Origin of the sequence: Commensalibacter communis, assembly GCF_947179015.1 — a bacterium.
In the GTDB taxonomy this organism is placed as follows: domain Bacteria; phylum Pseudomonadota; class Alphaproteobacteria; order Acetobacterales; family Acetobacteraceae; genus Commensalibacter; species Commensalibacter communis.
This window is the reverse complement of the sequence record NZ_CAMXCM010000001.1, coordinates 13,986-32,601: the sequence shown is the minus strand read 5'-3', so window position 1 is coordinate 32,601 and position 18,616 is coordinate 13,986. Positions and strand designations below refer to the sequence as shown.

Genomic DNA, 18,616 nt, shown 5'->3' with positions numbered 1-18,616 from the left:
TGTTCCTATTTTATCAAAGTCTAAAATATTTAACCTGTTATGACAGTAAAGACAGACGATCTTTCCAGCCGATTAACTTTGCTTGTCGCATGGTTTCTGATTGAATGGAAAGATGAATTTGTAAGCTATCTTCTGGTAGTAAACTGCCTAATCGTTCTGGCCATTCAACCAAGGTTACCTCTTCTCTAGCGTCATCCCAATCCAGCTCTATTAACTCTTCTTCGTCTTGCAAACGCCATAAGTCATAATGATACAAAGAAAAGTCAGAAGTGTCATATTGTTGTACTAACGTAAAAGAAGGACTGGGAACTTCCATCTCTGAGTCTTTACAAACAACTCTTAATAATGCACGAGCTAAAGATGTCTTCCCTACGCCTAATGGGCCGAATAATAAAATAGAATCCTGCTTTCTTATTTGCTGAGCAATTTTTTGTGCTAATGCCTCTGTTGCCTCTAAATTTGGCAATGCATACAGTAATTCATCCATCTTTTTATCCCTTTGCCCAACCGCTTACATCAATCTCATACGATCAATTTTCTTTGTCTTAAAGCATATAGAGTTGCTTATTCTTTATAAAATGGTGTTATACATATTATATTACAAAGGGAAGTTATTTATAAAACCATTATTCTACAGTATATTGCGTTTTTATTTATGAATACGAAATCATTAACCATTCTTATGATGAATCATTAAAGGTCAAAAGCTATGACAAAATCATCCATCTCTACTGATGTTGCCATTATCGGCGCAGGTCCTACAGGATTATTTGCGGCATTTGAGTGCAGCATGCTAAAAATGACCTGTGTTCTGATTGATACATTGGAACATGTAGGGGGACAATGTTCAGCTTTATACCCAGAAAAACCCATTTACGACATTCCTGCGCATCCTGCTATTACTGCACAATCTTTAATTGATTCTCTTGAAAAACAAATTGAACCTTTTTCTGTTCCTCGCTTACTTTCTAAAACAGTTACTACTTTAAAAGGAGAAAAAGGCAACTTTACCCTCATTACCCAGAAAGGTGATGAAATCCATGCGAAGGCTATCATTATCGCTGCAGGTGCTGGCTCTTTTGGTCCCAATCGTCCCCCTTTGGACAATATTGAACAATTTGAAAAAGCAGGAAATATTCACTATTATGTTCGGTATAGTGACCAATTTATCGGCAAAGATATTGTTATTGCTGGTGGTGGGGATTCCGCAGTTGATTGGGCATTGGCATTAAAAGACAAAGCCAATTCTATTTCTTTGATCCATCGCCGAGATCGTTTTCGCGCTGCACCAGAAAGTCTTTGTCGGTTAGAACAAGCGATTAACGAACAAAAAATTAATAAACTGGTTCCTTATCAGCTCCATGCATTACGTGGTGAGCAAGGATGTTTAAATGAAGTTGATGTGATTTCTCTAGACGGCGAAATTAAAAGTTTAAAAGCAGATCATTTATTAGCTTTTTTTGGCTTAACAACCGACCTTGGGACTTTGAAAGATTGGGGCTTTGAAATTAGTCAAGGACGCATTCCTGTAAATCAAACCACTTTACAAACGAGTCAAGAAGGTATTTATGCTATTGGTGATATTGCGCAATATCCTGGAAAATTGAAACTGATCTTACAAGGGTTCAGTGAAGCTGCCATGGCTGCACATGATGTCTATAGCGTTGTTTATCCAGATTTGGCGTTGCATTTTGAACATTCCACAACTCAAGGAATCCCTCAGTAAACTACATTCTTTAGGGCTTTGTATATGTCACAACCATATCCTTTTATTGATCCCACTTTGTTTACGCAACATGCAGGGGGCGAACTCTATGTTGATCTTTCTGCTATTGTGCAGAATTATCATTCTTTGCAAAAGAAAGTGGCTCCTGCACAATGTGGAGCAGTTGTAAAAGCCAATGCCTATGGGTTGGGTATGGTCCCTGTTGCCAAAGCTCTAGCCAAAGCTGGATGCAAAGAGTTTTTTGTTGCACATCTTGACGAAGGAATCGCTTTAAGAAATATCTTAGGAAAAGAATACCTTATTTATGTCTTGCATGGTGTGCCTTATGGCACAGAATCCATTTTTCTAAAGCATTATCTTATCCCCATCTTGAATGATATTCATCAGTTACAAAGATGGTCGTCCTTATGTAAAGATCATCAAACATCTTATGCTGCGGGTGTACAATTTGATACTGGCATGTCCAGATTCGGAATTGGTCAAGATGAGTTAAGCAATTTGCAACAAGTTGATTGGAGTATATTTCACCCAATATTGGTAATGAGCCATTTAGCTTGCGCTGATACACCCAATCATATAGCAAACCAACATCAACTCGAACAGTTTCATATTTTAAAACAATTAATCCCCAATTGTCGTTCCAGCCTTGCTGCATCCAGTGGTATTTTTCTAGGGAATGACTGGCATTTCGATATCGTAAGACCAGGCGTTGCGCTGTATGGCGGAAATCCAACACCAAGCCAGCCGAATCCTATGAAAAATGTTATTTCTCTACAAGGAAAAATCATTCAAACACGCCATATTTCAAAAGGGGCTTTTATTGGGTATGGTGCAAGCTTTACAGCAACCAAGGATATGAGATTGGCATTAATCTCTATTGGATATGCGGATGGTTTTTTTCGAGCCTTCAGTAATAAAATATCAGCAACCAGCCCAAAATTTCCCGGTACTCCACTTGCCTTACTAGGGCGTGTTTCAATGGATTCTTTATGCCTAGATATTACAAATTTGCCAGAAGTTGCTATACAAGTGGGCGATAAAATTGAAATAATCGGTGATCATTGCTCTATTGATACGCTTGCTCAAGAGGCAGATACCATTGGATACGAAATATTAACGTCTTTGGGGAATCGATATCATCGTATTTACACGTGATTTATTATTCTAGTAAAAAGTAAATCCAAAGAAATGACGAGGATCTAATACAATATCTCTTTCAATATCACCTTCAATATAGGTAATAAATAATGACGAAAGCGATGTGTGTTGATAGTTAGCCTTTAATACCTTGATCTCTTGTTCTGTCTTAAACATCTGAGAATAAATAGACATTTGTAAGAATTGATCGTCATCATCAATATCAAACCACAGATTAATTTCATCGATAATATTAGCTTGAATAAAACCGCCATGATCTAAATAAATCTGATAAATAAATTGATCAAAAATAAAAAATAGTCTGTCATACAGAGGGTGAAAAATTGATTGATTTTTATTGTCCGCATCAATGAACCCTGTCACAACGACATCATTTAATGTTTCTCTTGTTAAACAGCAAGTAAAATTTTGCATTAGTATTAAAAAACTTTAATTATTTTATCACAACAAAAAAGGGATAGTGATTTCACTATCCCTTTTTCTGAAAACTACCTAGGAGAAGCTAGGATTATTCTGCTGCTGGAGCTTCTGAACCTGCTTCTGGAGCTGCAGCTTTTTTGCCATGGTGGCCTTTTTTACCATGATGGCCTTTTTTACCAGCATGTTTTTTACCATCATGTTTTTTTCCATGATGAGCAGGACCTTTACCTTCTGGAGCAACAGGTGCACCAGGAGCTGCTGCTGGAGCAGGAGCTGCTTGTACAGCAGGAGCTGGAGCAGGAGCTGCTTCTTGAGCGAATGCAGGAGCTGCGAAACCTAATACTGCTACAGTTGAAAGAACTGCTGAAAGACGAGAAAATAATTTCATTTTATATCACCAAGTTTAAAAAACGGGATCGAAAACCGTGTTGTTTCGACATGAATAAAAGCTAACATAATGTTTTTAACGTGTCTTATTTTAAAGTTTTAATTTTGTTACAATTTATTACAATTAGACCATCTTTTGGTCTTATTTCTTTATATCTGCCATGTTTGTTTAATTACAATTGGCATATTTAAGTCATATTTATAAAAAATACTTTAAAAGCATATGCTTATCATAATACAATTTGTTACAAAAAAAGCCACCTTAAAATGAATTAAGGTGGCTTTTTTACATTTAGTTACAAGAATTAGCCAGCTTTTTGACGAGAATTCTTTTTACGGTCATGAGGATTAAGATAAAGTTTACGAATACGAACCGCTGACGGAGTCACTTCAACCAACTCATCATCTTCAATATACGCAATTGCTTGTTCCAAAGACATTTTACGAGGTGGAACCAATAATAACGCTTCATCTTTACCAGCAGCACGAATATTGGTTAACTTCTTTTCTCTAACTGGATTTACGTCCAAGTCATTTTCACGGGAATGTTCCCCAAGAATCATCCCAACATAAACTTTTTCACCATTACTGACGAACAAAGTTCCACGATCTTGTAAAGAGAATAAAGAATATTGAACGGCTACACCATCTTCTGCAGAAATCAATGATCCATTACGACGACCTGGAATTGCGCCAGCCCATGGGCCATAGCCTGAAAATAGGCGGTTCATAATCCCAGTACCACGAGTATCTGTTAAGAACTCATTGTGATACCCAATTAGCCCACGAGATGGAATCGCAAAAGTCAATCGAACTTTACCACCACCAGAAGGGTTCATATCTTGCATAACCCCTTTACGTACTGATAATTTTTCAACCACAACACCTGAATAAGGCTCATCAACATCGACCAATACTTCTTCGTATGGTTCTTCTTTTTCACCTGTTTCTTCGTTGATTCGTGTTAATACTTTTGGACGACCAATCGTTAACTCAAATCCTTCACGGCGCATGGTTTCAATTAACACACCTAATTGAAGCTCTCCACGTCCTGCAACTTCAAAAGCATCCGTTTCATTACTGTCGGTTACTTTAATCGCAACATTGCTTTCGACTTCACGGAATAAGCGTTCACGAATCTGACGTGATGTTACTTTTTTACCTTCACGACCACCCAAAGGACCATCGTTAATACGGAAGGTCATAGACAATGTTGGCGGATCAATTGGGTCTGCGTGTAATGCTTCTGTAACTTCAGGAGAAGCAATGGTTTCAGAAACCGTTGCGTCAGAAAGACCAGCAATCGCAACAATATCCCCAGCTTGAACTTCATCCACAGGAACGCGTTCCAAACCACGGAATGCTAATAATTTACTGATACGGCCTGTTTCAACAATCGTCCCGTCCACACGCAATACACGAACAGGCATATTAACTTTGGCCATCCCTTGTTCAACACGACCTGTTAAAATACGACCCAAGAAGTTATCAGCTTCTAAGATACTAGCAACCATCGCAAAAGGTGCATCTTTATTAACATTTGGTGCAGGAACATGTTTTACGATCAAATCAAACAAAGAACTTAAATCTTCTTTATGACCATCGACAACATAATCAGCCCAACCTTGACGACCAGATGCGTAAAGCATTGGGAAGTCTAATTGTTCGTCATTCGCACCTTGAGCTGCAAATAAATCGAACACTTCATCATGCACTTCATCTGCACGTGCATCAGAACGATCCACTTTATTCACCACAACAATCGGGCGTAATCCACGTTTTAATGCTTTGGCAACAACGAATTTTGTTTGTGGTAATGCACCCTCAGCAGCATCAACCAACACAACAGCACCATCCACCATTGATAAGATACGTTCAACTTCACCACCAAAATCAGCATGGCCTGGGGTATCAATAATATTAATCCTTACATCATTCCAAACAACTGATGTACATTTTGCCAAAATTGTAATACCACGTTCACGTTCCAAATCATTACTATCCATCGCGCGTTCAACAACATGTTGATTTTCACGGAATGTTCCAGATTGTTGTAGTAATTGATCAACTAATGTTGTCTTGCCATGGTCAACGTGTGCAATAATGGCAATGTTACGGATTTCCATAATACTCTATTTTCTCCAATAAAATTAATTCTCTATGCCTTATCCACAGCATAAATATCTTTGCAATTACCTTTAACCTCTATCACGTCAGAGGACAAGATAACTTTGCATATTAAAAATTCATTACTTCTTTTAATTCAGGCAATGGTCTTGCACCAAAATGAGAAATAACCTCAGAAGCAACCACGCTTCCTAAACGTCCACATTCTGCATAAGTACGGTCTGTTGTCCATCCTGCCAAGAAACCAGCAACATAAGCATCCCCTGCACCTGTTGTATCTACTACAACCGTAGGAACACAAGCAACCTCTATTCGCTCATTCTCGGCAACAATCACACTTCCTTTTTCCCCGCGTGTTACAACAACAATCGGGGCATCCTTTGCAGCTTGAGCAATAGCCGTTTCAAAATCTTCTGTTTCGTATAAAGCACAAATTTCATGATCATTTGCAAAAACCATATCCACACGTGTCGATACAAAATCCTTGAATGCTGCCAAGTGACGCTGTACACAAAAAACATCAGAAAGACTTAATGCAACCTTTTTTCCAGCTTTGTGAGCAATATCTGCAGCTTGATAAAACGCTTTTTGTGCTAATTCACCATCAAATAAGTAACCTTCTAAAAAGGTAACTTTACCTGCACTGATGACTTCTTCAATAACATCTTCAGGTTTAAATTGCGTACACGCACCTAAATATGTATTCATCGTGCGTTGTCCATCAGGGGTCACAAAGATGATTGAACGTGCCGTCAATAAATCCGCATTCCCTTTGGCTTTTAAAGGTTGAGAAGGAAAATAAACCCCACCTTGTCGAATATCATCCGCAAAGTTTTTTCCTAACCCATCATCAGCAACTTTGCCAAGATAAGCTGTTTTTGCCCCCATCAACGCAGCAACAAAACATGTATTCGCAACAGAACCACCACTCATTTGCTTTTCAGCTTTTAACATGGATTTAAGTTCTTTGGCACGTTGCCCATCAATAAGTGCCATTGTTCCAGGAACCATCCCTTGTTGTTCAAGAAAATTCGAATCGACTTGAACCAGGACGTCCACAATCGCGTTCCCTATTCCTACGATATCAAATTCTGTATCATCTGATCGTTTACGACCCAAGATTTCTCTGAAACTTCTCATCTTTACTTTATTTTCCTTTTTATTATCGTAATTAATTAACATATTACGATAGCAACTCTTTTTTGCATTGTCTTATCTAAAAACAATATCTAGTTTTTCTTAATTCTTATTATGAAAACTGATATTTAATCATATTAACTGGTATATATTTATTAATTATGATTTACAATTTTAACCTTAATCAACTATATGAAGATTAGTGTTTTAAAGAACAACCTTATAATCATACAATCTTTATTTTATCCCAAATCATGATGAAGGCTCTCACTCTATGAAAAATAACCTACCCCCAACCTTAGAGAAAAAACTAATTAATCGTAATACACTCTTACCCAATACAGAGCGCGCTTATGGTACAAATAGTTCTTTACATCATGATAATGCATCCCATCGTCGTACCCTTGCAATAGGACAAGGAATTCGCATCCAAGGCGTAATAGAAGACGTTGAAACATTAATCATCGAAGGCACTGTCGAAACCAATACGATTAAAGCAAAAAAAATCATTGTGCAAAAAACAGGTCTCCTTAAAGGTGAGGTCGATTCTCAAGATATCGAAATTACAGGCATTTTAGAGGGAAATATTATTGCACAAGGGAACTTAGTTGTAACAGCAACCGGTCGTTTAATTGGTAAAGCAAAATGCCGTCGCTTAAAAGTCGAAGATGGCGGGCAAATCACTGGTCAAATTGAAATGATTACTGCTGATAAACCAAAAGCAGCCGCCGCTCACACAGAAACAGAAGTCAAAACCAACGAAGAGACTCCTATTGCAGAAGAACTTCTAAAAACAGCTGAGCCTAGAATCGATTAATACATATTGTTTCTCTGAACCTTAACTGTTCAGAGAAACATAGCAGATTAAGCAACGTTATTTTTACGATCTCTTAACTTAACATACGCAATTTGAACATGCTCTAAACAATATGGTTTTCCTGGAACAACCTTAGAACCACAAAAATGAAAATCCTTCGTACCTGGATCGCCAATAGGCCAACAACAATCAGACATTGAACGTCTTTTTGGCAATTCTACTGGTGTTGTAAAATCAATTTTTGTTTTCTTTGATGGTTTGATTTCCTTTTTTACGATCGGCGCTATCATCTCTAACTGAGTAACTTCCGCTGCTTTTGCAGTATTAGCCGTTAACGCAGGCTTTTCTTTTTCAATTTTCTCAATTTTTTCTGCTTTTGACTTTGCAACCTTTACGACTTTTTCTGCAGGTTGAGTTTCAGCTTTTGTCACAGCTGGTGCTGGTGCTTTTTCTTTTTTTGCAGCTGCTCTACGAATCGGTGAAGGTCTTCCTTCCAACCCTAAACGATGCGCCTTACCCACCACTGCGTTTTTAGTCACATTTAAATGCCGTCCTATTTCAGCCGTGGACAGCCCTTGCGCCCATAACTCTTTTAACCGTCCTACGGCTTCTTCATTCCATTCCATTACGCATACTACCCTTTATAATATCGATCTGATTTATACAATTAGTTATTCTAAAGCTGAAAATCAATTAACGTTTAATTAATTCTATTTTTTGATCTTGAACCCCTAAAATAAGCTGCCCATTACAAAGATCAATAGCATCTTGTCCAAATACGTCACGCCTCCACCCAGATAATACAGGCAAATCACGTTTTCCCAATGCCAGTTTTTCAATATCTTTACTATCAATCACTAATTTTGGAGCCACTTGATATCGTTCACATTTCGCTTGTAGCAATACTTTGAGTAAAGCAATCATTGCTTCAGATGGTTTTCGTTTGTTCGATTCAACAGGAATAGGCAAAGGCAATGATTCAACATCTGTATTTTTCACTGTTTTGATAACAGCTAATAAAGTCCCACCTTCTTTACCCTCTGCAAAACCATGCGAGATGCCACGAATACGAGACAATGCCTTGACACTATCAGGCAAGGCAGCAGCAATCGCCAGCAGGCTCTCATCCTTAACCAAATGTTGCCGAGGAATATTTAGCTTTTGTGCTTCTTCTTCACGCCATTGAATAATAGCATATAAGCACCCTAAAACACGGCGATTATTTGTCTTGGGACGTAAACGTTTCCATATTTTTGCCAATGGAGGCAAAAAGAAATTTGGATCGGACAATACGTCTATCTCAGCTGCAACCCAGCTTAGCCGATTCGTATCTTGTAATTTTTGTAATAAAACTAAATATACATCCCATAAATAAGTCACATCTGCTGCCGCATAATTTTGTTGTGCAGCTGTTAATGGGCGCATTGCCCAATCACTAAACCGATGTGATTTATCAATCGTTACTTTGAGTAAAGACTCAACCAAACTGTCATATCCAATTTGATTACCAAACCCAGCCACCATTGCCGCAACTTGGGTATCGAAAACAGGCGCCGGCAATACTCCCAGTAAATGCAAAAATATTTCTAAATCTTGTTGAGCTGCATGAAAAACTTTTACGACTGAAGGTGCCGTTAATAACGGTAACAACAACGACAAATCAATATCAGACGACAACGCATCTAGTAAATATACAGTTCCTGTTCCTGCAATTTGTACAAGACATAATTCAGGCCAATAAGTTCGTTCCCGAACGAATTCGGTATCCACTGTAACGAATTTTTCCTGCAATAAAGATGCAACCATCTTCTGTAATGACTCATTGTCTATAATCATCACAGGTTTAGAAAATTTTTGTAAATTGATCATATACTTTTATGAAAATAATTTTTCCGGAAAATAAACTTATCATACTTCACTTTGCTTCAAAATAATTTTCTAATGGATTTGATCAAAAATCACATCAAAGACAATACTATTACTGCTGATAAAAAACCCATTCTAAGTAAATTTTAAGTTCATAATAAATTTAAGCGTGTGGGTAATTTGAAATATCGCCAATTTCCATCTGTTGTTTTTTTATATTCTAACTCTAAATGACTATATGCTTTGGTCATAAAATGATGTTCGAATAACTGTAAACGATTTAATCCTACCTGACCCATCGAATCACCAATGATGCCTTGCATCAAAAGTTCCATCACTGCCATTGATACTGCACCGGGTCCCGTACAATCCCACACACTTGAAAAGCGATAATCACCTGTTAAATTATTACATATTTTGTTAAATATTGCTTCAATAACAGGATTATGTGGCTGACACACAACAAAATCGTTATCAATACAACATGGCTGCCCTTTAGTATAAAATAGTAAACAATCGAAATCATAATGCTTGAAAATTTTTTCTAAACTTGTGAAGCAATCAATATCGATATCAACATATATTCCCCCTTTTTGTAATAAATAACCCATCCGAAAGAAATCAGATTTCATTGATGGATGCACACAACGACGTTCATATAAATGCAAAATGTCTTGCCCATAATGCTGTTGAATAAATTCACCTGCTGATTTTTCATCAAATAACTGCACTTGATAAGTCGGATTATGATGGCGGATTTTATCAATAGAATCCTGCACATCTAGTGGAGGGACCGTCTCATGCCAAAATAAAATAATATGCTTAGGAACAGTGATTGAATAATTTTCTCTTACTTCTACCACTGAGTTTTTATCGATAATTGGCAAAAATCGAGGTTGTAAATAATGCTCCAATTCATCTAAAGGATGAAAAGAAAATTTAAAATATTTTGCCTGTTCTTTTTCCTCGTTAGTAAACAATATTTTATCCTTTCTCTTCAATACTTACATATTAAGATAGAATATTTTTAAAGTTCATTTTATACTATTTTCTGAACAAACAACCCTATTTTAACATTGAATATAAAATTATGTCTAAATCACCTGATTTGAAAAAACATCTGACCCAATTAGGGGAAAATACCCCTTTGCCACAATCTCCACAAGACGCGAAACTGGAACGAGTGCCAGCACCCTATCAAGAGTATGATTATACTATTCGTTTTACCGCGCCAGAATTTACGTCTCTTTGCCCCATTACAGGACAACCTGACTTTGCCCACCTTGTCATTGATTATATTCCAGAAAAATGGATCGTTGAGAGTAAATCTTTAAAATTATATTTATCTAGCTTTCGTAACCACGGCTCTTTTCACGAAGCATGCACCGTCGAAATCGGTTCAACAATAGTAAAGTTATTAAAACCCAAATGGTTAAGAATTGGTGGGTATTGGTATCCCAGAGGTGGAATGCCAATTGATGTGTTTTGGCAAACAGATACGCCACCTAAAAAAGTATGGATTCCAGAACAAGAGGTTCCGGCATATAGAGGAAGGTAATAAATACCTTTCCTCTATGATGAGAAGGCTACTTCTTTACAGAGGTAGCTAACTCTAGCATAACGCGAGCATTTTGCATTTCGTCAATTAACTCACGTTGTCTTTCAGCATCATTACCCTTAGAAGCTACTTTATAACTTTCCTCTAAGTCAGCCAAACGTTTACTTGCTGTCTCTTCAGACAACTCGTCCAGCTTTTTGACTTCTTTGGCAAGCACGGTGCATTTTGTTTCTTGCATCTCAGCAAAACCGCTTTCAACAAAAAAACTATCCGTTATTTTGTCCCCTTCATAAAGGTGAATAACACCCCCACGAAGGAGAAGGATCATAGGAACATGACCCTCCATTGCAGCAATATCACCTTCTAAACCGGGTAAAACAGCCATATCGACCTTTTGAGAAACGACAACTTTCTCTGGGCTGACAATTTCAAGTTGTATCGACATTACTGTCTTCCTTTACAGTTCTACAAAATGCTTATTTAGCATCTTGTTTCATTTTCTCTGCCTTTGCAATTGCTTCATCAATGGTTCCTACCATATAGAAAGCTGCTTCTGGCAAATCATCATGCTTACCATCAATGATTTCTTTAAAGGAACGTACAGTATCTTTAACTGGAACCAGTTTACCAGACATACCCGTAAAGACTTCAGCAACATGGAAAGGTTGAGAAAGAAAACGTTGAATACGACGTGCGCGTGAAACAACTTTTTTATCTTCTTCAGATAATTCATCCATACCCAAAATCGCAATAATGTCTTGCAAAGATTTATAGTTTTGAAGAATTTTCTGAACGCTACGTGCAACTTCGTAATGTTCTTCACCAACAATACGAGGATCCAATGAACGAGATGTAGAATCCAACGGATCAACCGCAGGATAAATCCCAAGTTCTGCAATTGAACGGTTCAACACTGTTGTTGCATCTAAGTGAGCAAACGTTGTAGCAGGTGCAGGATCTGTCAAGTCATCAGCAGGCACATAAACAGCTTGCACTGACGTAATAGAGCCCTTTTTCGTGGAGGTAATACGTTCTTGTAAATTACCCATTTCCGTTGCCAATGTAGGTTGATACCCCACAGCAGATGGAATACGACCCAACAACGCAGAAACTTCAGAACCAGCTTGGGTAAAGCGGAAAATATTATCCACGAAGAACAACACGTCTTGTCCAGCTTCGTCACGGAAATGTTCTGCAACAGTTAACCCAGATAATGCAACACGAGCACGTGCCCCAGGAGGTTCATTCATTTGCCCATAAACAAGAGCCACTTTTGAACCTTCGGTGCTGTTTCCGTCAACTTTAATAACGCCAGCATCTTTCATTTCGTGATACAGATCGTTACCTTCACGAGTTCTTTCACCAACACCAGCAAATACAGACACACCACCATGTCCCATTGCAATATTGTTAATCAACTCTTGAATCAAAACGGTCTTACCAACACCAGCACCACCGAACAAGCCGACTTTACCACCACGAAGATATGGGCAAAGTAAGTCAACAACTTTAATACCTGTTTCCAAGATTTCACTTGCTGCACTTTGTTCTTCAAAAGATGGTGCTTCACGGTGAATCGGTGAGTAGCTTTTTGCGTTAATTGGACCTAGTTCATCAATAGGTTCACCAATAACGTTTAAAATACGACCCAATGTTTCATTACCAACAGGCATACGAATTTGATGTCCTGTATCAGCAACTTCCATTCCACGAACCATACCATCGGTAGAATCCATCGCAATACAACGAACTTGGTTATCACCAATTTCTTGTGCGACTTCTAATACCAAATTACGATCGCCAACTTTACAAGTTAATGCGTTCAAAATGTAAGGCAAATCACCTGTAAATTGCACGTCAACAACAGCACCTTTGACTTCGGTGACGCGACCTACAGAGTTACTTTTAGATGCAGCCTGATTCCCCGCTGATGAATCAGTGTATGCTGCGTTTTTTTCTTCAATTGCGGTTTCCGACATAATAGGGTCAGCTCCTAGCAGAATAATTATAACAATCAGGCAGCATTTGCACCTGATATAACCTCAGTAAGTTCATTCGTAATATTCGCTTGACGAGTACGATTGTAATGTAAGCTTAACTTATCAATTGCTTTACCTGCATTACGTGTCGCACTATCCATAGCCGTCATACGAGCACCTTGCTCACCAGCGTTGGTTTCAAGCATAGCTGAGAATAATTGAACCCGTAGATTCTGAGGAAGTAAGCGATGCAATACTTCTTCTGGTTCAGGTTCAAATAAATATTCAGCTTGTAATTGCTCTGTATGAACAGCTAATTTTTCGTCTAAGGTTTCTTCATGTTTCTCAGTTGCAGCAATATTCAAAGGAATCAACGGCAATTCAGTCGGAACTTGTAACATGACATTCTTAAACTGGTTATAAACCACGGTGCAAACATCACATTGTTCATCTTGCAACAATTTTTCAATATAGCTGGCAATTTGATCAGCCGTATCAAATGTTACATTTCCCAACCGATGATCGCCACCTTCTGGTCCTACAACAAGATTAGGATATTCACCACGGAAATAAACGTAGGATTTAAACCCAATTGGACATATTTTTACGTTTTTTCCTTCTTTAAGAAGTTTTTCAACGATGCCACGTGTTGCACGGTTAATATTTCCGTTAAATCCACCAGCCAAACCACGATCACTGCTCATTGGAATAATCAAGTGAATATCTTGCTTCCCTGTTCCTGCCAATAATTTTGGCAAGCCAGGACGATCACCCAAAGATTCTTTTAAATTAACCAAAATCCGTTGCATCGTTGTTGCAAAAGGTTTTGCTTCACGAGAACGTCTTTCAGCACGGTTCATCTTTGCAGCAGCAACCATTTTCATGGCGCTTGTAATTTTTTTTGTCGATTTAACGCTATTAATTCTCGCGCGTAATTCCTTTAAAGAAGCCATTGCAATGCCCCTTAAACTTGCTTGAACTTGATAACGAAATCTTTTAAGAATGCCACCAATTTTTCTTCCAATTCTTTGGTGATTTGAGCAGCATCTCGGATTCCATTAAGAATGTCAGCACCAGAAGAACGCATTACTTCGATAAATTGTTTTTCAAAGTGACCAATTTTATCAACTGCAATTTCGTCTGTGTATCCACGAGTTCCAGCATATAGAACAACAACTTCTTCTTCCATAGTATATGGAGAATTTTGAGGTTGTTTCAATAACTCTGTTAAACGCGCACCACGAGCCAATAGTTTTCTAGTAGACGCATCAAGGTCAGAAGCAAATTGAGAGAACGCTTCCATCTCACGATATTGTGCTAACTCAAGTTTGATACTACCTGCAACTTGTTTCATTGCTTTTGTTTGCGCTGCAGAACCAACACGAGAAACAGATGTTCCAACGTTAACTGCAGGACGAATACCACGATAAAACAAATCTGTTTCTAAGAAGACCTGACCATCTGTAATCGAAATCACATTGGTAGGAATATATGCAGAAACGTCACCAGCTTGTGTTTCAATAACTGGTAAAGCTGTTAATGAACCGCCACCATTTTCGTCAGACATTTTTGCAGCACGTTCCAACAAACGTGAGTGCAAATAGAACACATCCCCAGGATATGCTTCACGTCCAGGTGGACGACGCAACAATAATGACATTTGACGATAAGCAACCGCTTGTTTTGATAAATCATCATAGCTGATTAATGCGTGCATTCCGTTATCACGGAAATATTCACCCATAGAAGCCGCAGCATAAGGCGCAATATATTGCATAGGAGCGGCATCAGAAGCTGTTGCTGCAACCACGATACAATATTCCATTACCCCTTGTTCTTCAAGAGTACGAACAACCTGAGCCACTGTTGAACGTTTTTGTCCAATAGCAACATAAATACAATACAGACTTTTCTTTGGATCGTTTAACGCATTTGTTTTCTTTTGCGCAATCATTGTGTCGATCAATACAGTTGATTTTCCTGTTTGACGATCTCCAATAATCAATTCACGTTGTCCACGTCCGATAGGAACCAAAGCATCAATGGCTTTAATCCCTGTTAACATCGGTTCACAAACAGATTGACGAGGCATAATGCCAGGTGCTTTTACTTCTGCTAAACGACGTTCAACATCTTTTAATGGACCTTTGCCATCAATTGGATTTCCAAGGCCATCAACAACACGACCCAAAAGACCTTTACCAACAGGAACGTCGATCACACGATTCGTACGAGAAACAGTGTCCCCTTCACGTACTTGGCTGTCGTTACCAAAAATAACAACCCCAACGTGATCGCTGGAAAGGTTCAATGCCATCCCTTTTAAGTCACCATCGCCGAAGGAAACTAATTCACCCGCCATGACGTTTTGCAGGCCATAAACCAATGCAATACCGTCACCAACAGACAAAACAATTCCTGTTTCCTCAACGTTAGACTCTTTATCAAAGGACGCAATTTGTTTTTTAAGGATGTCCGAAATCTCTGCGGGACGGATTTCCATCACGCGGCTCCCTTCATAACATTATGTAGACGATTAAGACGAGATTTAAGGCTAGCATCATAAAGCTGAGCCCCAATGCGTATGACAAAGCCGCCTAGTAACTTTGCATCAATACGCTCTTGTATATTTACTTTATTATACCCTACTTGAGCCAAGCGATCTTTTAACTGAGCACGTTGTTTGTCTGTTAAAGGATGCGCTGTGGTTACTTCGGCCGTGCTTACGCCACGACGGAAATCAACCAAAGCAAAAAAAGCTAATAAAATAGATTTTAAACTTGCAAGCCGACGATTATTTGCAATTACGCCAACAAAATTTTGAAGTAATTGACTAAATCCAGCTTGTTTTAAAGTGCTAACAATAATCTCACGGCTTTGCGCTGTATCAAAAGAAGGGTTATTTAGAACCTCTCTTAACAATTCGCTTTCGTTGATAATTTTTAACAGATTTTCAACTTCACTAACGACTTCATTCAAAACTCGCTCTTCTTCTGCCAACTCATAAAGAGCAGTAGCATAACGACCTTTGAGATCATTTGCCGCAAAAGTTGATGCTGCGCCAGCAGCCATTGTTGCATCGGTATTCACTTCGTTTATTCTTTCATTTCTCTTCTAGAATAGCGTAACAAAGCCATATAGCTTTCTTTACCTTCCCAACAACTTTGGATAGATGTTTATAAAAAACGTATTCTATACCAAACCCTATTAAAAACATAAACTAAAAAGCACTTTGCTTATCGTTTAATTCTGAAGTGTTGCAAGTCTGTACGACCAAACAAACACGTCCCAGCGCAAAACCACAAAACCCGTAACTTTAAACTTGTGTGTTAGATAAAAGATTTTTAATAAAAAGGAAAGCCCTAGAACATCCAAAATAAGGCAGATCAAGTATAAATGATGAATTATTTTATAACTTGATTTTTAAGTAACAAAATCCTAGGCGATATATACAACGAATTCTAAACAATCATTTTGCCATGTCATGCAATTTTACACGAGCGCCTTTGCCCATTTCTGTGCAATGGTTTTATTAAATGATGCTTTTAAATTCTTATCATTCAAATAGCCCATTTTATCCTCACTCAATAATAACTCCAAATCTATACCTGCTTTATCCAAGTGATTCTTTTTAATTACATATAAGGCTGTTAAAAACGGAAATGCATAATAATTGGGATTTTCCAGAATATCATTAATAAGTTCGGTTTTTGCTTCCATCAAATGATAAACGCGCTTTAGGTATTTTTCAATAAAGAACCTTGCAACACGATAGCAAGCGCGTTCTATGCCCTCCTCTGTTCTGGGCAACATAATGGGGAAAATGTCTGAACAGTTATCTTCAGATGCGTAGTAAGACGAATATATCATTTCTGTATTCGCAATATTGGACATATAAGGAGGGGATAATTGATCAATAAAAGATCTGATTGCAACATCATTCACGGAAAGAGAAAAAGCATATTCCAAACTGGCACTCAAATAGCTCCAGCTAATTTTTGCCCGAAACCCTTTTTTATTCTCAATGAAGATACATTTTTTATTTACACGCAAATAAGGATAATCGATCAATTTTGCCTTTAAAAAAGTTTGAAGCTTCTTTTCAAAAACCTGCTTATTTTAACTTTGGTCAATCATGAATATTTGCGCGTTAAAAACTAGTTTTCCTGAAATTTTAAGAACTGTTGATACCGTTGATCAAGCAGCCCTTTTACTTTTTCATAATTTTGATCTGAAAACTGAATATAATAATAGCTTTGCTCTTTAGCACCCTCCAGTAAATCCAGATCTAACCCACTATAATCTTGTAAATAAGATCCATACTTTTTTGAAAATACTGAGGTGTCGTCATAATAAGCATCCGCAAATTCGGCACCTTCTTGATTAAAATCCTCGTCCATCAAGCCACCATCATTAAAATCAAATAATAAATCTAATACAGAGTAATCTTCAGTCTCTTGATGAATCTTGACTAACAAATCAGCGCCATCCTCCAGCAAATCTTCGCCTGCAAACCCTTTTTCCAACATCCAACGATAGAAAAAAAGCCATATGCACGCCACCTTGAGTGATGGGTAACTCTTCAGGGAAATCGTCGGCACCATAATGATATTTTGCTTTATCATATGACATTGCATTGATCCTTATATCATCTTATTTGAACAATAAAAATAATGTCAAAATCAATATAAAAACGCAAGCATAGATCGATGCTTATATTTTATAATTTCAATTGTAAGGGAATTTTTTGGAGCGGGCGAAGGGAATCGAACCCTCCTCAGAAGCTTGGAAGGCTACTGCATTACCACTATGCTACGCCCGCTTATACCAAGAATGTCGATATGCTTTGTATAAGCATTCGATAAATGTAACACTCTTTTAGCAAAAATTTTTATCAGATCAAGTCTTTTTTTTATTTTTATAGAAAAAAATATTTTCCATCATTTTTTTCTTGACTTTCGATCCATTTCATTGCTTTTTCTCCTAATCATGATTTTAAATGATCGTTCTTGCAAAAAGAGTGATTCTAGTTTAAAGTCACACAGTGATCATGCAGGGGTGTAGCTCAATTGGCTAGAGTGCCGGTCTCCAAAACCGGAGGTTGCGGGTTCGAGACCCTCCACCCCTGCCAAAAGACACGTATAGTATTTCATGAATGTAATCACATTCATCTTGTCCTTTAACCGTACGGATATATTATATACAAATATAATATGTTGTACTATTTTGAATTAGGAAAGGTGTTTCGTGTCGGTCAATCCCACGAAATTTTTGCGTGATGTTCGTAGTGAAGCCAAGAAAGTTACTTGGCCAACACGTCGCACGACATTAGTCACAACAGCCGCTGTGCTTGCCATGGCCGCTGGGGCTTCCGCATTCTTTTTTATTGTAGACCAAGTCATCGGCTTTGGTATTCAATCTTTGTTTGGCTTATAGGGGGT

21 protein-coding genes and 2 tRNA genes are annotated in these 18,616 nt (G+C 38.0%); 6 read left to right on the top strand and 17 right to left on the bottom strand.

The features are described 5' to 3' along the window. Positions 1–37: 37 nt before the first annotated feature. Positions 38–487, bottom strand: coding sequence for a tRNA (adenosine(37)-N6)-threonylcarbamoyltransferase complex ATPase subunit type 1 TsaE (gene tsaE, locus PQG54_RS00180; RefSeq protein ID WP_271789482.1), 450 nt, complete (start codon positions 485–487; stop codon positions 38–40). Positions 488–709: 222 nt separating this feature from the next. Here tsaE and PQG54_RS00175 point away from each other — a divergent pair, with 222 nt between their 5' ends. Both PQG54_RS00175 and alr read left to right on the top strand, forming a co-directional pair. After that, the gene (locus tag PQG54_RS00175) at positions 710–1,726 is read left to right on the top strand and encodes an NAD(P)/FAD-dependent oxidoreductase (RefSeq protein WP_271789483.1); all 1,017 of its coding nucleotides are present in this window, start codon (positions 710–712) and stop codon (positions 1,724–1,726) included. Between the two features lie 24 nt (positions 1,727–1,750). Further along, positions 1,751–2,881 (top strand): alanine racemase, encoded by a 1,131-nt coding sequence (gene alr / locus PQG54_RS00170; protein ID WP_271789484.1) that lies wholly within the window; start codon positions 1,751–1,753, stop codon positions 2,879–2,881. A gap of 9 nt (positions 2,882–2,890) precedes the next feature. Here the strand turns inward: alr and PQG54_RS00165 are convergent, their stop codons facing one another. From PQG54_RS00165 to PQG54_RS00150, 4 genes are all read right to left on the bottom strand, one after another. Then, entirely contained in the window at positions 2,891–3,298 is a 408-nt protein-coding gene (locus tag PQG54_RS00165) for a hypothetical protein (protein ID WP_271789485.1), read from the bottom strand. A gap of 94 nt (positions 3,299–3,392) precedes the next feature. Next, complete coding sequence (locus PQG54_RS00160; protein ID WP_271789486.1) at positions 3,393–3,692, bottom strand: hypothetical protein; 300 nt, start codon at positions 3,690–3,692, stop codon at positions 3,393–3,395. A 304-nt stretch (positions 3,693–3,996) separates the two neighbouring features. Next, positions 3,997–5,817 (bottom strand): translational GTPase TypA, encoded by a 1,821-nt coding sequence (gene typA / locus PQG54_RS00155; RefSeq protein WP_271789487.1) that lies wholly within the window; start codon positions 5,815–5,817, stop codon positions 3,997–3,999. 112 nt (positions 5,818–5,929) lie between these two features. Further along, positions 5,930–6,958: an adenosine kinase gene (locus PQG54_RS00150; protein ID WP_271789488.1), complete on the bottom strand. Its 1,029-nt coding sequence runs from the start codon at positions 6,956–6,958 to the stop codon at positions 5,930–5,932. Between the two features lie 271 nt (positions 6,959–7,229). Between PQG54_RS00150 and PQG54_RS00145 the strand changes: the two genes are divergently transcribed. Beyond that, on the top strand, positions 7,230–7,772 hold the full coding sequence (locus tag PQG54_RS00145; RefSeq protein WP_271789489.1) for a bactofilin family protein: 543 nt from the start codon (positions 7,230–7,232) through the stop codon (positions 7,770–7,772). Between the two features lie 47 nt (positions 7,773–7,819). Here the strand turns inward: PQG54_RS00145 and PQG54_RS00140 are convergent, their stop codons facing one another. From PQG54_RS00140 to PQG54_RS00130, 3 genes are all read right to left on the bottom strand, one after another. Continuing rightward, positions 7,820–8,398 carry a GcrA family cell cycle regulator gene (locus tag PQG54_RS00140; RefSeq protein WP_271789490.1) on the bottom strand — a complete coding sequence of 193 codons (579 nt, stop codon included), beginning with the start codon at positions 8,396–8,398 and terminating at the stop codon, positions 7,820–7,822. 67 nt (positions 8,399–8,465) lie between these two features. Beyond that, the gene (gene rnd / locus PQG54_RS00135; RefSeq protein ID WP_271789491.1) at positions 8,466–9,641 is read right to left on the bottom strand and encodes a ribonuclease D; all 1,176 of its coding nucleotides are present in this window, start codon (positions 9,639–9,641) and stop codon (positions 8,466–8,468) included. Positions 9,642–9,790: 149 nt separating this feature from the next. Further along, a complete protein-coding gene (locus PQG54_RS00130) occupies positions 9,791–10,618 on the bottom strand; it encodes a glycosyltransferase family 32 protein (RefSeq protein WP_271789492.1) in 828 nt (275 codons plus the stop codon). A gap of 110 nt (positions 10,619–10,728) precedes the next feature. On the opposite strand from PQG54_RS00130, the gene queF reads away from it, so the two are divergent. After that, on the top strand, positions 10,729–11,196 hold the full coding sequence (queF, locus tag PQG54_RS00125; RefSeq protein WP_271789493.1) for a preQ(1) synthase: 468 nt from the start codon (positions 10,729–10,731) through the stop codon (positions 11,194–11,196). A 28-nt stretch (positions 11,197–11,224) separates the two neighbouring features. Here the strand turns inward: queF and atpC are convergent, their stop codons facing one another. The 9 genes from atpC to PQG54_RS00080 all read right to left on the bottom strand — a co-directional run bounded on the left by atpC (position 11,225) and on the right by PQG54_RS00080 (position 17,997). Then, complete coding sequence (gene atpC / locus PQG54_RS00120) at positions 11,225–11,641, bottom strand: ATP synthase F1 subunit epsilon (RefSeq protein ID WP_271789494.1); 417 nt, start codon at positions 11,639–11,641, stop codon at positions 11,225–11,227. 31 nt (positions 11,642–11,672) lie between these two features. Beyond that, the gene (atpD, locus tag PQG54_RS00115; RefSeq protein WP_271789495.1) at positions 11,673–13,175 is read right to left on the bottom strand and encodes a F0F1 ATP synthase subunit beta; all 1,503 of its coding nucleotides are present in this window, start codon (positions 13,173–13,175) and stop codon (positions 11,673–11,675) included. A 35-nt stretch (positions 13,176–13,210) separates the two neighbouring features. Continuing rightward, entirely contained in the window at positions 13,211–14,128 is a 918-nt protein-coding gene (locus tag PQG54_RS00110; RefSeq protein ID WP_271789496.1) for a F0F1 ATP synthase subunit gamma, read from the bottom strand. Between the two features lie 11 nt (positions 14,129–14,139). Continuing rightward, entirely contained in the window at positions 14,140–15,678 is a 1,539-nt protein-coding gene (gene atpA, locus PQG54_RS00105) for a F0F1 ATP synthase subunit alpha (protein ID WP_271789497.1), read from the bottom strand. Continuing rightward, entirely contained in the window at positions 15,678–16,247 is a 570-nt protein-coding gene (atpH, locus tag PQG54_RS00100; RefSeq protein WP_271789539.1) for an ATP synthase F1 subunit delta, read from the bottom strand. The genes atpA and atpH overlap by 1 nt, the downstream gene beginning before the upstream one ends. A 420-nt stretch (positions 16,248–16,667) precedes the next feature. Continuing rightward, on the bottom strand, positions 16,668–17,246 hold the full coding sequence (locus PQG54_RS00095; protein WP_271789498.1) for a hypothetical protein: 579 nt from the start codon (positions 17,244–17,246) through the stop codon (positions 16,668–16,670). An 86-nt stretch (positions 17,247–17,332) separates the two neighbouring features. After that, on the bottom strand, positions 17,333–17,674 hold the full coding sequence (locus tag PQG54_RS00090) for a DUF7832 domain-containing protein (RefSeq protein ID WP_271789499.1): 342 nt from the start codon (positions 17,672–17,674) through the stop codon (positions 17,333–17,335). Continuing rightward, on the bottom strand, positions 17,655–17,807 hold the full coding sequence (locus tag PQG54_RS00085; RefSeq protein ID WP_271789500.1) for a DUF7832 domain-containing protein: 153 nt from the start codon (positions 17,805–17,807) through the stop codon (positions 17,655–17,657). The genes PQG54_RS00090 and PQG54_RS00085 overlap by 20 nt, the downstream gene beginning before the upstream one ends. Positions 17,808–17,923: 116 nt before the next feature. After that, positions 17,924–17,997: transfer RNA gene (locus tag PQG54_RS00080), tRNA-Gly, on the bottom strand. Positions 17,998–18,229: 232 nt separating this feature from the next. Between PQG54_RS00080 and PQG54_RS00075 the strand changes: the two genes are divergently transcribed. Further along, a tRNA-Trp gene (locus PQG54_RS00075) sits at positions 18,230–18,306 on the top strand. A 116-nt stretch (positions 18,307–18,422) separates the two neighbouring features. Next, the gene (secE, locus tag PQG54_RS00070; protein WP_271789501.1) at positions 18,423–18,611 is read left to right on the top strand and encodes a preprotein translocase subunit SecE; all 189 of its coding nucleotides are present in this window, start codon (positions 18,423–18,425) and stop codon (positions 18,609–18,611) included. Positions 18,612–18,616: the final 5 nt, after the last annotated feature.